The organism is Amycolatopsis sp. NPDC003865 (genome assembly GCF_053605345.1).
This window is the reverse complement of the sequence record NZ_JBSGJA010000013.1, coordinates 26,500-45,008: the sequence shown is the minus strand read 5'-3', so window position 1 is coordinate 45,008 and position 18,509 is coordinate 26,500. Positions and strand designations below refer to the sequence as shown.

At 74.1% G+C, this 18,509-nt stretch carries 2 protein-coding genes; both read left to right on the top strand.

Translation table 11 applies throughout. The annotated features are described in order from the left end of the window. The first annotated feature begins 47 nt into the window (after nucleotides 1-47). Entirely contained in the window at nucleotides 48-18,089 is an 18,042-nt protein-coding gene (locus ACWEVP_RS28465; protein ID WP_452065633.1) for an amino acid adenylation domain-containing protein, read from the top strand. Then, entirely contained in the window at nucleotides 18,074-18,490 is a 417-nt protein-coding gene (gene panD / locus ACWEVP_RS28460) for an aspartate 1-decarboxylase (protein WP_452065632.1), read from the top strand. The genes ACWEVP_RS28465 and panD overlap by 16 nt, the downstream gene beginning before the upstream one ends. Nucleotides 18,491-18,509: the final 19 nt, after the last annotated feature.

Genomic DNA, 18,509 nt, shown 5'->3' with positions numbered 1-18,509 from the left:
CCGCGTCCCGCCCGGGGCGTCTTGAGCAGCGGGAGGCTGGTCTACCGGTGAGCAACGGTGACGCTGTGCAGCAGGTGGCGGAGCTGGGATTCTGGCGTGACCGCCTCGCCTCGGCACCGAAGGAGCTCGCGCTGCCGGCCGACCGGCAGCACCTCGCTTCGCCGGTGCTGGCCCGGCTCTCGCGACCGTTGCCCGCGACCGACGAGCTGACCCTGCTGGCCGCGTTCGCCGTGCTGCTGTCCCGGTATGCGGGAACCGCCGACGTCGTGCTCGGCATCGGTTCGCTGGTTCCGCTGCGGGTCGACCTGGGTGGCTCGCCCGGTTTCGCCGACGTCGTCGCGCGCGTACGTGACGCACGGGAGGAAGCGCTGGCGCACGAGGTTCCGTTCGCCGACCTGGTGGCCGCGCTCGAGCCCGAGCCCGGCCGTGGGGGATCGGTGCTCGTCAACGTCGGCTTCGGCGCCGAGACGGACCTCCCGCTCGACCTGAACCTGATCGAGGGCGGTGTGCGCTACCGCGCCGACGTGTTCGACGAGTCCACTGTGGACCGCATGCTGGCGCACCTGGAACGCCTGCTGGCCCACGCTTCGGTGGATCCGCGGTGTCCCGTCGCGCGGCTGAGCCTGATGGCGGAGCCGGAGCTGCACCGGATCCTCGAAGAGTGGAACGACACCGGCCTCGCACCGCCGCTGTCCACCCTGCCGGAGCTGTTCTCCGCCCGCGTCCGGGAGGCTCCGGACGCGGTGGCGCTCGTCTTCGAGGACCGGGAACTGACCTACGCGGAGCTGGACGCGCGGGCGAACCGGCTCGCGCACGTCCTCATCGGACGCGGCGCCGGACCCGAGCGCGTCGTCGCACTCGCCGTGCCGCGGTCCCCGGACATGATCGTCGCCGAGCTGGCCGTCCTCAAGGCCGGCGCCGCGTACCTGCCGCTGGACCCGGACTACCCGGCCGAACGGATCGGGTTCATGGTCGGCGACGCCCGGCCGGTGTGCGTGCTGACCACCGGTGACCTGGCGGAGCACTTCGAAAGTCCGGTCCTGCTCGAGGAACTCGACCTCGCGGCGGCACCCGAAACGGACCCGGGCGCCGAGATCGTCCCGGCGAACGCGGCCTACGTCATCTACACCTCGGGTTCCACCGGGCGGCCCAAGGGTGTCGTGGTGTCCCACGCCGGGGTCGCGAAGCTCGTCGCGACGCAGGCGCGGCGGTTCGGGGTGGGCCCGCACAGCCGGGTGCTGCAGTTCGCCTCGCCCAGCTTCGACGTCGCGTTCTGGGACCTGTGCCTCGGTCTGCTGTCGGGCGGGCGCCTGGTGGTCGTGCCCGCCGAGCGCCGGGTGCCCGGACCGGAACTCGCCGAGTACGCCCACACCCACGGCGTCGACTTCATGATCCTGCCGCCCGCCCTGCTCGCCGAGTTCCCCGAGGACTGCGACCTCCCGCGCGACAGCGTGCTGCTGGCGGGCACCGAGCGCGTGTCGCCGGAGCTCGTCCGGCGGTGGGCGCCGGGCCGCCGGATGTTCAACGCCTACGGCCCGACCGAAGCCACGACCAACTCGACGCTCGGGCTGTGCGACCAGGAGATCGCACCCGGCTCGGCCGTGCCGATCGGCGTCCCGGACCCGGGGACGCGCGCGTACGTTCTCGATGCGTCGCTCGCGCCCGTCCCGGTCGGTGTCGCGGGCGAGCTGTACCTGGCCGGTTCGGGCCTCGCGCGCGGCTATCTCGGCCGGCCCGGCCTGACGTCGGAACGGTTCGTGGCGGACCCGTTCGGCGACGGTGGCCGGCTCTATCGCACGGGTGACCTGGTGAAGTGGTTGCCGGACGGGCGGCTGGTGTTCCTGGGGCGCGCCGACGACCAGGTCAAGATCCGCGGCTACCGCATCGAACCGGGCGAGATCGAGTCGGTGCTCGACGAGCACCCGCGCGTGGGCCAGTCGGTCGTCGTCGCCGACGACGGCCGGCTCGTCGCCTACGCCGTGCCCCTGCCCGACCGCGACCAGGCGGCCGAGCAGGGCCACGTCGAGGAGTGGCACGCCGTCCACGAAGAGATGCTGGCCGGCTCCACCGGCATCGAAGAGAACTTCGCGGGCTGGAACTCCAGCTACGACGGCTCCGACCTCCCCCTGGAAGAGATGCGGGAGTGGCACGCGGCGACGATCGAGCGGATCCGTTCCCTCGCGCCGAAACGGGTGCTGGAGATCGGCGTCGGGAGCGGGCTCATCCTCTCGCGGATCGCCCCGGACGCCGAAACGTATTGGGGCGTCGACCTTTCCGAGAGCGCGATCGAGAACGTCCGGCGCGAGGTCGCCGCGACGTCCTACGCCGGCCGGGTGCACCTCGCCGCCCGCCCCGCCCACGACCTGGGCGAGCTGCCGGCCGAGCCGTTCGACACCGTGATCGTCAACTCGGTCGCGCAGTACTTCCCGAGCGCCGACTACCTCACCGAGGTCGTCCGGACCGCGGCCGGCCTGCTGGCCCCCGGCGGGACGATCTTCCTCGGCGACATCCGCAACCTCCGTTCGCTGCGCGCGTTCCGCACCGCTGTCGAGCTGCGCCACGGCCGCGCCGACGTGGCGGGAGTCGACCAGGCGATCGCGCGCGAGGGCGAGCTGGTGCTCGACCCGGACTTCTTCCCGGCCCTCGCCCGCGGTCTCGACGGCCTCGGCGACGTCGACCTGTGGGTGAAGCGCGGCCACGCGCACAACGAACTGACCCGGCACCGCTACGACGTCGTCCTGCGCAAGGCGCCGAAGCCGGAGCCGGTCGACGAGCAGGTCGTCGCGTTCGGCGATCTCGGCGCGGTGGAACGGTTCCTGGCCGCCGAGACGCCGGACCGGCTGCGGGTCACCGGCATCCCGGACGCGCGGCTGTCCGGCGAGCTGGCGGCGGCGCGCGCCCTCGACGAAGGGGATGCCGAGGCGGCACTGGCTGCACTCGACCGACGCGACGGCGTCGAACCGGAGGATCTGCACCGGCTCGGCGACACCGCCGGTTACCGGGTCGCGGTGACCTGGGCCGCCGAGGGTGGCTTGCTGGAGGCCGTCTTCTCGAGGGGGGAGGACGGCCCGGCCTACCGCCCCGGGCGGCAGTCGGGCACCCCGGCGTCCTACGCCAACAACCCGGCGGCGCGGCGGGACACCGGCGCGCTGGTGGCGTCGCTGCGGGCGTACGTGCGCGACCGGCTGCCGCTGTACATGGTGCCCTCGGCGTTCGTCGTGCTCGACAAGCTGCCGGTGCTGGCTTCGGGCAAGCTCGACCGGAAGGCCCTGCCGCGGCCCGAGCGGTTCGCCGCCGGACCGGGTCGCGCGCCGCGCAATCCCGTCGAACAGCTGCTGTGCGAGCTGTTCGCCGACGTCCTCGGCGTGCCGCAGGTGGGTCCGGACGACGACTTCTTCGCCCTCGGCGGGCACTCGCTGCTCGCGACCCGGCTGATCCAGCGCATCCGCGCGGCCGCCGGCGCCGAGGTGCCGGTGCGGGCGGTGTTCGACGCGCCGAGCCCGGCCGCGCTCGCCGACCTCCTCGCCGGCCCGGTGACCGGCACCGAACGGCGGCCGCTCACCCGCGTCGCCGACCGGCCCGAGCGGCTCCCGCTGTCGTTCGCGCAGCAGCGGCTGTGGTTCCTGCACGGCTTGGAAGGCGGCTCGGCGACCTACAATGTCCCGCTCGTGATGCGGCTGGCCGGTGAGCTGGATGTCGAGGCGCTGCGGACGGCGCTGCACGACGTCCTCGGCCGGCACGAGGCCCTGCGGACGGTCTTCCCGACCGCCGACGGCGTGCCGTACCAGGAGATCCTGGCCGAAGCGACGGTCGAGCTGACCGTCCGCGAGGTTCCCGGGTCCGCAGTGGACGATGTGGTGGACGGCCTGGTCCGCGGGGTGTTCGATCTCGGCGCCGGCGTCCCGGTGCGGGCGGCGCTGCTGACCGTCGACCCGCGGCGGCACGTGCTCGTCCTGGTCGTGCACCACATCGCCGCCGACGGCTGGTCGCTCACCCCGCTCTGGCGGGACATCGCCACGGCCTACCGCGCCCGGCTCCGCGGTGGTCGTCCACAGTGGACGCCACTGCCCGTGCAGTACGCGGACTACACGCTCTGGCAACGAGAACTCCTGGAAGCCGAAGAGGCCGCGCAGCTCGACTACTGGCGCCGCGCCCTCGACGGCCTGCCCGAGCGCATTCCGCTGCCGCTGGACCGGCCGCACCCGGCGGTGTCCGCCTACCGCGGCGGGTTCTTCACCTTCGCCTGGGACGCCGGCCTGCAGGCCGGGCTGACCGACCTGGCCCGCGCGTGCGGCGCGAGCCCGTTCATGGTCGTGCACGCCGGCCTGACCGCGCTGCTGTCCCGGCTCGGCGGCGGAACCGACATCCCGATCGGCACGCCGATCGCCGGCCGGACCGACCCCGCGCTGGACGACCTCGTCGGGTTCTTCGTCAACACCCTCGTCCTGCGCGTCAGCACCGGCGGCGATCCCTCGTTCCGCGACCTCGTGGCGCGCGTGCGCGACCGCAGCCTCGACGCCTACGCCCACCAGGACGTCCCGTTCGAGCGCCTGGTCGAGGCGCTGAACCCGGCGCGGTCGCTCGCGCACCACCCGCTGTTCCAGACCATGCTCGCCTGGCAGAACACCCCCGGCGCCGGGGTCGAGCTGCCCGGGCTGACGGTCACCGAGCGGCCCGTCGGCACCGGCACCGCCAAGTTCGACCTCTGGTTCTCCTTCACCGAGCGCGCCGACGGAATCCACGGGCAGGCCGAGTTCAACGCCGAGGTCTTCGACCGCGCCACCGTGACCGGCCTGCTCGACCGCCTCGAAGTCCTGCTGCGCCAGGTCGTCGCCACCCCGGACCGCCGCCTGGGCGCGCTGGACGTGCTCACCCCGGCCGACCGCGACGGGCTCGAAAAGGCCTGGTCCGGCGCGGTCGGAGACGTCCCCGCGGTCACCGTGCCCGAGCTGTTCGCCGCCCAGGTGGCGAAGACGCCGGACGCGACGGCGCTCGTCTTCGAGGACGAAAAGCTGACGTACGCGGAGCTGGACGCGGTCTCGAACCGCCTCGCCCGGGCGCTGGCCGAGCGGGGCGCCGGGCCCGAGCGAGTCGTCGCGCTGGCGCTGCCGCGCTCGACGCACCTGGTCACGGCCATCCTCGCCGTGCTCAAGACCGGCGCGGCCTACCTGCCGCTCGACCCGGGCTACCCGGCCGAGCGCCTCGCGTTCATGCTCGAAGACTCGGCGCCGGCACTGGTCGTGGCCACCGCCGACGACCTGCCACCGCTCGACGGGGTATCGGACGCGCCGCTCGACGTCGTGCTCCGGCCGGAGAACCCGGCGTACGTCATCTACACGTCCGGTTCGACGGGCCGGCCCAAGGGCGTCGTCGTGCCGCACGAGGGCATCGTCAACCGGCTGCTCTGGATGCAGGACGAGTACGGCCTGACCGGCGACGACCGGGTCCTGCAGAAGACGCCGTCGAGCTTCGACGTCTCCGTGTGGGAGTTCCTCTGGCCGCTCGTCACGGGCGCGACCGAGGTCGTGGCCCGCCCCGGCGGCCACCAGGATCCCGCCTACCTCGCCCGGCTGATCCGGGACCGCGGGATCACGACCGTCCACTTCGTCCCCTCGATGCTCCAGGTCTTCCTGCAGGAGCCCGCGGCGCGGGAATGCACGAGCCTGCGCCGCGTCCTGTGCAGCGGGGAAGCGCTCCCGCTCGACGCCGTCACCCGGTTCGGCCAGGTCCTCGACGCCGAGCTGCACAACCTCTACGGCCCGACCGAAGCGTCGGTCGACGTCACCTCCTGGCGGACGTCCACCGAGGACACGAGTGTCCCGATCGGACGTCCGGTGTGGAACACGCGGACCTACGTGCTCGACGCCGCCTTACGGCCGGTGCCGCCGGGCTCCGCGGGGGAGCTGTACCTCGCCGGCGTCCAGCTGGCCCGGGGCTACCTCGGGCGACCGGGACTCAGCGCGGAGCGGTTCGTCGCCGACCCGTTCGGCGCGCCGGGGGCCCGGATGTACCGCACCGGCGACCTGGCCCGGTTCCGCCCCGACGGCGTCCTCGAGTTCCTGGGACGCGGCGACGAACAGATCAAGATCCGCGGTTTCCGCATCGAGCCGGGGGAGATCGCGGCCACCCTCGCCGCGCACGAAGACGTGGCCCACGCCGTCGTCGTCGCACGGGAGGACCGGCCGGGCGACGTCCGCCTCGTCGGGTACGTCGTGCCCGCCGACACCGCGGCCACGGCGGACGAGCCGGCGCAGGTCGGCGAGTGGCGCGAGCTGTACGACTCGATGTACGCGGCCACCGACGACGAGTTCGAGGGCTGGAACTCCAGCTACACCGGCGAACCGATCCCGCGGGCCGAGATGCGGGAGTGGCGGGACGCGATCGTCACGCGCCTGCGCGGCCTGAACCCGCGCCGCGTGCTGGAGATCGGCGTCGGCACCGGCCTGCTGCTGACCGAGCTGGCTCCGGGCTGCGAGGCCTACTGGGGCACGGACTTCTCCGCCGAGGTGATCGCGTCGCTGGGCCGCCGGGTCGAGGCCGACCCCGCGCTCGCCGATCGCGTGCGGCTGCGCACCGGCGACGCCGCCGATCTGTCCGGCCTGCCGTCCGGATTCTTCGACACCGTCGTGCTCAACTCCGTCGTCCAGTACTTCCCGAGTGGGACGTACTTGCTGGAGGTGCTGCGCGGAGCCCTCGAGCTGCTCGCTCCGGGCGGGTCGCTGTTCGTCGGCGACGTCCGCGACCTCCGCCAGGTCCGCGCCTTCCACACCGCGGTCGTCGCAGCGCGCGGCGGCGACGTCGAGCAACACCTTCTGCGGGAAAAGGAACTCCTCGTCGCACCCGAGTTCTTCGCCGGGCTCCCCGGGGTCACCGCGGACATCCGGGTCAAGCGCGGCCGGGCGGTCAACGAGCTGACCCAGTACCGCTACGACGTGGTCCTGCGCCCCGGCTCCGCCGCGGCGCCCGAGGTCCCCACGTTCGTCTGGGGCACGGATCTGTCCACGGTGGACGAGGTGGCCGGCCCCAGCCGGATCGAACGCGTCCCGAACGGCCGGACCGCGCCGGGCGGGGTGGACCCCGAAGACTGGTACGCGTTCGGGGACGCGCACGGCTACCGCACGGTCGTCACGTGGTCCGCCTCCGGCGACGGCTCGGTGGACGTCCTCTTCACGACCGGGGACCCCGCCGGCGCCTTCCGGCCCGGCACCGGCCCGCTGCTGTCCTACACCGGCAACCCCGGCCGCTTCCGCCGGATCAGCACGCTCACCGCGGACCTGCGGACCCTCGCGGCCGGCCGGCTGCCCGACCACATGGTGCCCTCGGCGATCGTCGTCCTCGACGCCCTCCCGGTGACCGCCAACGGCAAGCTCGACCGCCGCGCCCTGCCCTCGCCCGACCCGGTCGCGCCGACCTCGGAACGCGAGCCGCGCACCCCGGTGGAACGGCGGCTGTGCGAGCTGTTCGCCGATGTCCTGGGCCTGCCGCGGGTCGGCCCGGACGACAGCTTCTTCACCCTCGGCGGCCATTCGCTGCTGGCCACGCGGCTGATCGCCCGCATCCGCACGACGCTGGACGCCGAGCTGGAAGTCCGTTCGGTGTTCGAGACGCCGACCCCCGCGGGCCTGGCCGTGCTGGTGGGCGCGGGCACCGGCGCGGCGCGGCCGCCGCTCGTCCCGGTGGAGCGCCCGGAGCCGGTGCCGCTGTCCGGCGCGCAGCGGCGGCTGTGGTTCCTGCACCACCTCGAAGGCCCGTCGGCCACCTACAACGTCCCGCTGGTCATGCGCCTGGAAGGCGCGGTCGACGTCGGGGCGCTGCGCACCGCACTGTCCGATGTGGTCGCCCGCCACGAGACCCTGCGGACGCGGTTCCCGCAGCGCGACGGCGTGCCCTACCAGGACGTCCTCCCGGCCGGCGAGGTCGGCCTGCCCGTGCACGAGGTCACCGACCTCGACGCCGAGCTGACCCGGCTCGTCCGCGGCTCGTTCGACCTCGAGCGCGAAGCGCCGATGCGCGCCGAGCTGCTGCGGCTCGGCGAGCGCGAGCACGTCCTGGCGCTGGTGTTCCACCACATCGCCTCCGACGGCTGGTCGATGGCCCCGCTGTGGCGGGACATCGCCACCGCCTACGCCGCCCGCCGCGCCGGCAAGCCTCCACAGTGGACGCCGCTGCCGGTGCAGTACGCGGACTACACGCTGTGGCAACGAGATCTGCTCGGCAGCGAGGACGACCCGGACAGCGTCCTCGGCACGCAGCTGGACTACTGGCGCGACACCCTCGACGGTCTGCCCGACCGCATCGAGCTGCCGCTGGACCGGCCGCACCCGGCGACCGCGACCTTCCGCGGCGAGCTGCACACCTTCACCTGGGACGCGCGGCTGCACGCCCGCCTCGCCGAGCTGGCCCGCGAGTCCGGCGCGAGCGTGTTCATGGTCGTGCACGCGGCGCTCGCCGCCCTGCTCACCCGGCTCGGCGCGGGGACCGACGTCCCGATCGGCTCGCCCATCGCCGGCCGCACCGACGCCGCGCTCGACGACCTCGTCGGGTTCTTCGTCAACACCCTCGTCCTGCGCGTCGACACCGGCGGCGAGCCGACGTTCCGCGACCTCGTCGCCCGCGTCCGCGAACGCAACCTCGACGCCTACGCCCACCAGGACGTCCCGTTCGAGCGCCTGGTGGAGGTGCTCAACCCGGCGCGTTCGCTGTCCTACCACCCGCTGTTCCAGGTGATGATCGCCGGCCAGAACAACGCTCGCGCCGAAGTCACGCTGCCCGGCCTCACCGTCACCGAGATCCCGGTGACCACCGGGACGTCGAAGTTCGACCTGGCGATCTCGCTCACCGAACGCGAGGCCGGGATCGCCGGCGTGCTGGAGTTCAACGCCGACGTCTTCGACCACGCGGGCGCGGACGCGATCCTGCGCCGCCTCGAAGTGCTGCTGCGCGCGGCGCTCGCCGAGCCGGACCGCCCGGTCGGCGCCCTCGACCTCCTCACCGGCGACGAGCGCGACCGGGTGCTGACCGAGTGGGCGGGCTCGCTCGAACCGGCGGGCACCGAGACGTTCCCCGGCCTGTTCGCGCGCCGCGTGGCCGAAGCGCCCGACGCCGTGGCGCTCGTCTACGAGGACGTCGAGCTGACCTACGCCGAGGTGAACGCCCGCGCGAACCGCCTCGCGCACCTGCTGCGCGACCGGGGTGCCGGGCCGGAGCGCGTGGTCGCGCTGGCCGTGCCGCGCTCGGTCGGCATGATCGTGGCCGAGCTGGCCGTGCTCAAGGCCGGGGCCGCCTACCTGCCGGTCGACGTCGACTACCCCGGCGACCGCATCGCCTACATGATCGAGGACGCGCGCCCGGTCTGCGTCGTGACGACCCGGGAGATCGCGGCCAAGCTCCCCGCGGACGTTCCCCGCGTGCTCTTGGACGAAGCGGACCTCGACGCGCTGTCCACCACGGACCCGGACGTCGCGGTCAGGCCGGAGAACGCGGCCTACGTGATCTACACGTCCGGCTCGTCCGGGCGGCCCAAGGGCGTCGTGCTCCAGCACTCGGGCGTCGCCAAGCTCGTGGCCACCCAGGTCGAGCGGTTCGGGATCGGCCCGCACAGCCGGGTGCTGCAGTTCGCGTCGCCGAGCTTCGACGTCGCCTTCTGGGACCTCTGCCTCGGCCTGCTCTCCGGCGGCCGGCTGGTCGTCGTCCCGGCCGAGCGGCGCGTCGCCGGGCCCGCGCTGAGCGAGTACGCGCACCGGCACGGCGTCGACTTCATGATCCTCCCGCCCGCGCTGCTCGACGCCATGCCGGCGGACTGCGACCTCCCGCGCGACAGCGTGCTGCTGGCCGGCACCGAGCGCGTGTCGCCGGAACTGATCAAGCGGTGGGCGCCCGGGCGGCGGATGTTCAACGCCTACGGCCCCACCGAGGCGACCACCAACTCCACGCTCGGCGAGAGCGACCCCGTCGAGCTGGCGGACGCGACGGTCGTCCCGATCGGCATCCCCGACCCCGGGACCCGGGCGTACGTGCTCGACGCCGGGCTGCGGCCGGTCCCGCCCGGCGTGGTGGGGGAGCTGTACCTGGCCGGGTCGGGCCTCGCGCGCGGCTATCTCGGCCGGCCCGGCCTGACGTCGGAACGGTTCGTGGCGGACCCGTTCGGCGACGGTGGCCGGCTCTACCGCACCGGTGACCTGGTGAAGTGGCTGCCGGACGGGCGGCTGGTGTTCCTGGGCCGCGCCGACGACCAGGTCAAGATCCGCGGCTACCGCATCGAACCGGGCGAGATCGAGACCGTCATCGCCGAGCACCCGGCGGTCGGCCGGTCCGTGGTGATCGCCCAGGACGGGCGGCTCGTCGCCTACGCCGTCCCGGCGGCGAGCCGCGACGAAGCCGCGGAGCTCGACCACGTCGGCGAGTGGCGCGAGCTGCACGAGAACGTGTTCACCGAAGCGGCTTCCGGCGGGCTGGAGGAGAACTTCACCGGCTGGAACTCCAGCTACGACGGTTCCGAGATCCCCCTCGACGAGATGCGCGAGTGGCACGCGGCGACGATCGACCGGATCCGGTCGCTCCGGCCGGAGCGGGTGCTGGAAATCGGGGTCGGCAGCGGCCTGATCCTGTCCCGGATCGCGCCGGACGCCGAGGAGTACTGGGGCGTCGACCTTTCCGAGAAGGCGATCGCCAACCTGCGGCGCGAACTCGCCTCGACGTCGTACGCGGCCAAGGTCCACCTCGCCGCCCGCCCGGCGCACGACCTCGGCGAACTGCCGCCCGAGCCGTTCGACACCGTGATCGTCAACTCGGTGGCGCAGTACTTCCCGAGCGTCGAGTACCTCGCCGAAGTGATCCGGACCGCCGCGGCCCACGTCCGCCCGGGTGGCGCGATCTTCCTCGGCGACATCCGGAACCTGCGTTCGCTGCGGGCGTTCCGGACCGCGACCGAGCTGCGCCACGGCCGGCGCGACCAGGCCGCGGTCGACCAGGCGATCGCCCGCGAGGGCGAGCTCGTGCTGGACCCGGACTTCTTCGCGGCGCTGGCCCGTGAGCTCGATGGCTTCGGTGATGTGGACCTCCGGATGAAGCGCGGCCACGCGCACAACGAGCTGACCCGGCACCGGTACGACGTCGTCCTGCGGAAGGCGCCCCAGCCGGCCGCGGTCGCGGAAACGGTCGTCCCGTTCACCTCGCTCGACGAGCTGGTGGCGCTGCTGGCCGAGCCGCCCGCCCGGCTCCGGGTCACCGGGGTGCCGGACGCGCGGCTGTCCGGTGAGCTGGCCGCCGTCGCGGCGCTCGCCGAGGGCGACGCCGACGCCGCACTGGCCGCTTTGGCCGCCGAGCCGTCCGGGGTGGACCTCGAGAAGCTGCACGACCTCGGCTACGGCGGTTACGCGGCACCGGCGCGGCAAGGCTTCCTGGAGGTCGTGTTCACCACCGGCAAGCCGACCCGCATCCACCGCGCCCGTCCGGCGCGAGCCGCACTGGCCGCGCTGGGCAACCACCCGGCCGGGCAGCGGGACACCGGCGCCCTGGTCTCGGCCCTGCGCGCCCACGTCCGCGACCGGTTGCCGCAGTACATGGTGCCGTCCGCGTTCGTCGTGCTCGACCGGCTGCCGCTGCTCGCCTCGGGCAAGCTCGACCGCCGTGCCCTGCCGAGCCCGGACACCCACGCCGGTACCGCCGGCCGCGCGCCGCGGACCCCGGTCGAGGAAGTCCTCTGCGGACTGTTCGCCGAGGTCCTCGACACCGCGTCGGTCGGAGTCGAGGACGACTTCTTCGCGCTGGGCGGGCATTCGCTGATGGCGACGCGGCTGGTCGCGCGGCTGCGCGGGGTGTTCGGCGTCGAGCTGCAGGTGCGGTCGGTCTTCGAGGCACCGACGGTCGCCGGGCTCGCCACCCTGCTGTCCACTTCGGACACCGCCGCCGCGCGGCCCGCGCTGACGCGTGCCGAACCGCGTCCGGACGTGCTGCCGCTGTCGTTCGCCCAGCAGCGGCTGTGGTTCCTGCACCGCCTCGAAGGCCCGTCGGCGACGTACAACATGCCGGCCGCGGTCCGGCTGACCGGCGACCTCGACGTCTCCGCACTGCGGCGGGCCCTGTCCGACGTGGTCGGCCGCCACGAGGCCCTGCGCACCGTCTTCCCGGAGGTCGACGGCGAAGCCCGGCAACGGATCCTCACCGACGTCACGATCCCGCTGCCCACGCTCGCGGTCACCGAGGCGACGCTCGCCGACGCCGTGTCCGAAGTGGCGCACACGGTGTTCCGGCTGGAGTCGGAGATCCCGCTGCGGGCGCACCTGCTGCGGCTCGGGGGCCGCGAGCACGTCCTGGTGCTGGTGTTCCACCACATCGCCTCCGACGGCTGGTCGACCGCGCCGCTGTGGCGCGATCTCGCGACGGCCTACACCGCGCGGCAAGCCGGTGCGGCTCCCGCGTGGACGCCGTTGCCGGTGCAGTACGCGGACTACACCCTGTGGCAGCGGGACGTCCTCGGCGAGCCGGTGCTCGAGCCGCAGCTGGCCTACTGGCGCGAAACCCTCGCCGGCCTGCCGGAGCGGATCGAGCTGCCCACCGACCGGCCGCACCCGGCCGAAGCGTCCTACCGCGGTGAGCAGTTCGCCTTCGGCTGGGACGCGGAACTCCACAGTGGACTCGTCGAGCTGGCCCGCACGTGCGGTGCCAGCCTGTTCATGGTCGTGCACGCCGGGCTCGCCGCCGTGCTGACCCGGCTCGGCGCGGGGACCGACGTCCCGATCGGCACGTCCGTCGCCGGCCGCACCGACGCCGCGCTCGACGACCTCGTCGGGTTCTTCGTCAACACCCTGGTGCTGCGCGTGGACACCGGGGGCGACCCGTCGTTCCGCGACCTCGTCGCCCGGGTGCGGGACCGCGGCCTCGACGCCCACGCCCACCAGGACGTGCCGTTCGAGCGCCTGGTGGAGGCGCTGAACCCGGTCCGGTCGCTGGCGTACCACCCGCTGTTCCAGACGATGCTGGCGTGGCAGAACAACGCCGTCGCCGACCTCACGCTGCCCGGCCTGACCGTCGCCGAGGAACCGGTTCGCACCGGCACCGCGCGCGCCGACCTGACGTTCTTCGTCGGGGAACGACCCGGCCACCGGGCCGGGATCCGCGGCACCGCCGAGTACAACAGCGACGTCTTCGACCGCGCGAGCGTCGAAGCCCTCCTGGACCGGCTCCGGATGCTGCTCGAGGCCGTCGTCGCCGACCCCGGCACCCGGATCGGCGCGGTCGACCTGCTCACCGCGGCCGAGCGCGAGCGGCTCGCCGCCGAGCCCGCCACCCCGCTGCCCGCGGAGACGACCGCGGACCTGTTCGCCGCCCAGGTGGCCCGGACTCCGGACGCCCCGGCGCTGGTGTCCGGCGGCGAAAGCCTCACCTACGCCGAACTGGACGCGCGGGCGACGGCACTCGCCCGTGCCCTGCTCGCGCGGGGCGCCGGGCCGGAACGGGTGGTGGCGGTCGCGTTGCCGCGCTCGGCCGGGCTGGTCGTCGCGCTGCTGGCGGTCCTCAAGACCGGCGCCGCCTACCTGCCCCTGGACCTGAACCACCCGGCCGGACGCGTCGAGCTGATGCTCGCCGAGGCCGGCCCGCACCTGGTCGTGGCCGAAGAGGGCTTCGGCGACCGGCTGGTCCGGCCCGGCGACACCGGGCCCGAACCGGCGTGGCCGTCGATCCACCCGGACCACCCGGCCTACGTGATCTTCACGTCCGGCTCGACCGGCCGCCCGAAGGCGGTCGCCGGCACCCAGCGCGCGCTGGCCAACCGGCTGCACTGGGGGCGCGGGATCGCCCGGGGCGTCCGGGTCGCGAAGAGCGCGCTGACCTTCATCGACGGCTCGACCGAGCTGCTCGGCGGGCTCGTCGCGGGCGACCCGGTCATCCTCGCCGACGACGCGACGGCCACCGACCCGATCGCCCTGGCCGGCTTCGTCCGCGAGTCCGGCGCGCAGGTGCTCACCGTCGTCCCGAGCCTGCTGGACAGCTTCGCCGAAGACGGCCCGGCCGGCGCGTTCGACACCGTGACGACGTGGATCACCAGTGGCGAGCCGCTTTCGCCCGTGCTCGCGGAAAAGGTGCGGCGGCGGTGGCCGTCGGCGAAACTGGTCAACCTCTACGGCTGCTCGGAGGTCGCGGGGGACAGCCTCGCGCAGGAGTGCGGGCCGGTCGCCATCGGACGGCCGGTCGCGAACACCCGCGCCTACGTCCTCGACGCGGCGCTGCGGCCGGTGCCGCCGGGCGTCCGCGGCGAGCTGTACCTCGCCGGCGCCGGGCTCGCCCGCGGCTACCTCGGCCGTCCGGCGCTGACCGCGGAACGGTTCGTCGCGTCGCCGTACGACCCGGGCGAGCGGATGTACCGCACCGGTGACCTCGTCCGCCGCCGCCCGGACGGCGCGCTCGAGTTCGCCGGACGCGCGGACCAGCAGCTCAAGATCCGCGGCTTCCGCGTCGAACCGGGCGAGGTGGAAGCGGCGCTGACCGCCGACGCCTCGGTCGCCCGCGCGGTCGTGATCGCCCGGTCCGGCTCCCTGGTCGCCTACGTCGCCCCCGCCGGGGATCCGGCCGCGCTGCGGGCGCGGCTGGCCGACCGGCTGCCGGACCACCTGGTGCCGTCGACGATCGTCGTCCTGCCGGAGCTGCCGCTGAACGCCAGCGGCAAGCTCGACCGCGCCGCGCTGCCCGACCCGGAGGTCCGGACCTCGGGCCGCGTCGCGCGAACCCCGGCCGAACAGGCGCTCTGCGACCTCTTCGCCGACGTCCTCGGCGTGCCGCAGGTGGGCCCGGACGACGGGTTCTTCGCCCTCGGCGGGCATTCGCTGCTCGCGACGCGGCTGGTCGGCCGGATCCGCGCACTGCTCGGCGTCGAGGTCCCCATCCGGGCGGTGTTCGACGCGCCGACCCCGGCGCGGCTGGCCGGGCTCCTCGACCCGGGCCGGGAAAGCCGGCCCGCGCTGGTGCCGGCCGAACGGCCCGGGGTGGTGCCGTTGTCGTTCGCCCAGCAGCGCCTGTGGTTCCTCGACCGCCTGGACGGCCCGAGCGCGACCTACAACATCCCGTGGGCGTGGGAGCTGACCGGACCGGTCGACACCGGCGCCTTGCGGGCCGCGCTGGGTGACGTCGTGGCGCGCCACGAGGTCCTGCGCACGATCCTGGCCGAGGACCACGGCACCCCCCGGCAGGTCGTCCTGGATCCGGCCGACGCCCGTGCGCGGCCGGTGCTGATCACGGAGACGTCGACCGACCTCGACGAGCGCGTCACCGCGGCGGCGTCGTACCGCTTCACCCTGGACGCCGAAATCCCGGTCCGCGCGACGCTCGTCTCGGCCGGGCCCGAGCGGCACGTGTTCGTCCTGCTGGTGCACCACATCGCGGGTGACGGCTGGTCCCTGCCGCCCTTGAAGCGGGACCTCGACACCGCCTACGCCGCCCGGCTGCGCGGTGAACGTCCACAGTGGACGCCGCTGCCGGTGCAATACGCGGACTACACGCTCTGGCAGCGGGAGCTGTTCGGCCACGCCGGTGACCCGGGCAGCATCCTCGGCCGGCAGGCCGCGTTCTGGCGGGAGACCCTCGCCGGGCTCCCGGACGAGCTGGCGCTGCCGGCGGACCGCCCTCGCCCCGCGCGCTCCACGAACCGCGGTGCGGCCGTGCCGTTCACCGTGCCCGCCGAAGTCCACAGTGGCTTGCGCGCGCTGGCGCACGGCAGCGGCACCAGCACGTTCATGGTGCTCCAGGCCGCGCTCGCGGCCTTGCTCACCCGGCTCGGCGCGGGCACCGACATCCCGCTCGGCACGCCCGTCGCCGGCCGGACGGACCCCGCGGCCGACGACCTCGCCGGGTTCTTCGTCAACACCCTGGTCCTGCGCACCGACACCGGCGGCGACCCGACGTTCCGGGAGCTGCTGAAGCGCGTCCGGGAGGCCGACCTGGCCGCCTACGCCCACCAGGACCTGCCGTTCGAGCACCTCGTCGAGCTGCTCAACCCGGCCCGCTCCCTGGCCCGGCACCCGCTGTTCCAGGTCATGCTGGCCGTCTACCACTCGGGTTCGGAGCCGGAGCGGCTGCTCGGCCTCGACGCGGCCTACCGGGACACCGGGCTGCGGCAGGCGAAGTTCGACCTGTCCTTTGACCTCGTCGAAACGCCCGCCGGCATCGAAGGCGACCTCGGGTTCAGCCTCGACCTGTTCGACGAGCCGACCGCCCGGACGCTCACCGAGCGCCTGGTGCGGCTGATGACGGCCGTCGTCGCGGACCCGGACCGGCCGCTCAGCCGGCTCGACGTCCTCGCCCCCGCCGAGCGGCACCGGATCCTGCGCGGCTGGGGCGCGGGTGAGCCGCTGACGACGTCGGCCCCGACCGTGGTCGACCGGCTGGCCGCGCAGGTGGCCGCGACGCCCGGCGCGACCGCGCTGAGCGACGCTTCCCGCAGCGTCACCTTCGCGGAGTTCGGTGCCCGGACCGACCGGCTGGCCCGGTGGCTGGCCGCGCAGGGGGCCCGCCCGGAGAAGATCGTGGCGCTGGTCCTGCCGCGGTCGGCGGCGGTCGTCGAGGCGATCTTCGGCGTGTTCAAGACCGGTGCGGCCTACCTTCCGGTGGACCCGGACCAGCCCGCCGAGCGGATCTCGGCGATCCTCGCCGACGCCGGGGCGACGCTGGTGCTGACGAGCCGTTCGCTGCCGACGCCGGTCGCCGGGGCGCTGTTCGTCGAGGACGTCGTGGACAGTGACACGGCGTTGACCCCGCCGTCGCCCGCCAATCCGGCGTACGTGCTCTACACGTCCGGCTCCACCGGCAAGCCCAAGGGAGTGGTGGTTCCGCACTCCGGGCTGGTGAACCTGTTCCACAGCCACCGAGAGACGCTCTACCGCCCGGCGGTCGCGGCGGCGGGCGGGCGGCGGCTGCGCGTCGGGCACGCCTGGGCGTTCTTCTTCGACGCCTCCTGGCAGCCGCAGCTGTGGCTGCTGGACGGGCACGAGGTGCACGTCGTCGACGACGACACCCGCCGCGACCCCGGCCGGCTCGCCGCGGTGGTGCGCGAGCGCGGGCTCGACTTCCTCGAACTCACGCCGTCGCACTTCGCGCAGCTGGCCGCGGCCGGCGTCGTCGAAGACGGCAAGTGCGCCCTCGGGGTCGTCGGTGTCGGCGGCGAGGCCGTGTCCCCGGCACTGTGGGAACAGCTGCGGTCGATGCCGGGCACCGAGGCGTACAACCTCTACGGCCCCACCGAGGCCACTGTGGACGCTCTGGTCGGACGGTTCGCCGATGCCGACCGCCCGGTGGTCGGGCGCCCGGTGCACAACGCCCGCGCGTACGTCCTCGACGGCGGCCTGACCCCGGTTCCGGCCGGCGTCCCCGGCGAGCTGTACCTGGCGGGTGCCGGGCTGGCCCGCGGCTACCACGACCGGCCCGCGCTGACCGCCGGCCGGTTCGTGGCCGATCCGTTCGGGCCGCCGGGGGAGCGGATGTACCGCACCGGCGACCTCGTGCGGTGGCGGCCGGACGGGCAGCTGGAGTACCTCGGCCGCACCGACGACCAGGTCAAGATCCGCGGCTTCCGGATCGAGCCGGGCGAGATCGAGGCGGCACTGACGCGCCACGACGACGTGGCGCAGGCACTCGTCGTCGTCCGCGGGGACCGGGACAAGCGCCTGGTCGCCTATACGACCCCGGCGACGGCGGATCCCGCGCGGCTGCGGGAGTTCGTGGCCCGGTCGCTGCCCGAATACATGGTGCCCGCGGCGATCGTCCCCCTCGACGCGTTCCCGGTGACGTCCAACGGGAAGCTCGACAAGGCGGCGCTACCGGTGCCCGGGTTCGAAACCCGGGGCCGGGCCCCGGAAACCCCGCTGGAGAAGACCCTTTGCGAGATCTTCGCGGAGGTACTGGACGTCGGCGCCGTCGGTGCCGACGACGACCTGTTCGCCCTCGGCGGGCATTCGATGCTGCTGGTGCTCCTGCGCGCCCGGATCGCCGAGCGGCTCGGGACCGAGCTCCCGATCGCCGAGTTCTTCCGCACCCCCACGGCGGCCGGCCTGGCCGCGGTGCTGACCCAGGACGAGAGGCAGACGTGCACCGCACCCTGATGAACGCCAAGATCCACCGCGCCACCGTCACCCAGGCCGACCTGCACTACGTCGGCTCGTTGACCATCGACGCCGACCTGATGGCCGCCGCGGACATCGTCGAGGGCGAGCGGGTCCAGGTCGTCGACATCACCAACGGCGCCCGCCTGGAGACCTACGCCATCACCGGCGAGCCGGGCACCGGGGTCATCGGCGTCAACGGCGCGGCCGCGCACCTGGTCCACCCCGGCGACCTGGTCATCATCATCACCTACGCCCAGGTCGACGAAGCCGAGCGCGCCGGCCACCGGCCGCGGGTGGTGCACGTGGACGCCGGCAACCGCCAGGTCCACCTGGGACACGACCCGGCCGAGCCGGTGCCCGGGGCCGTGGCGCAGCTGTCCGGCCGAGGTGGGCGCTGACACAGTTGCTTTTGGCAGG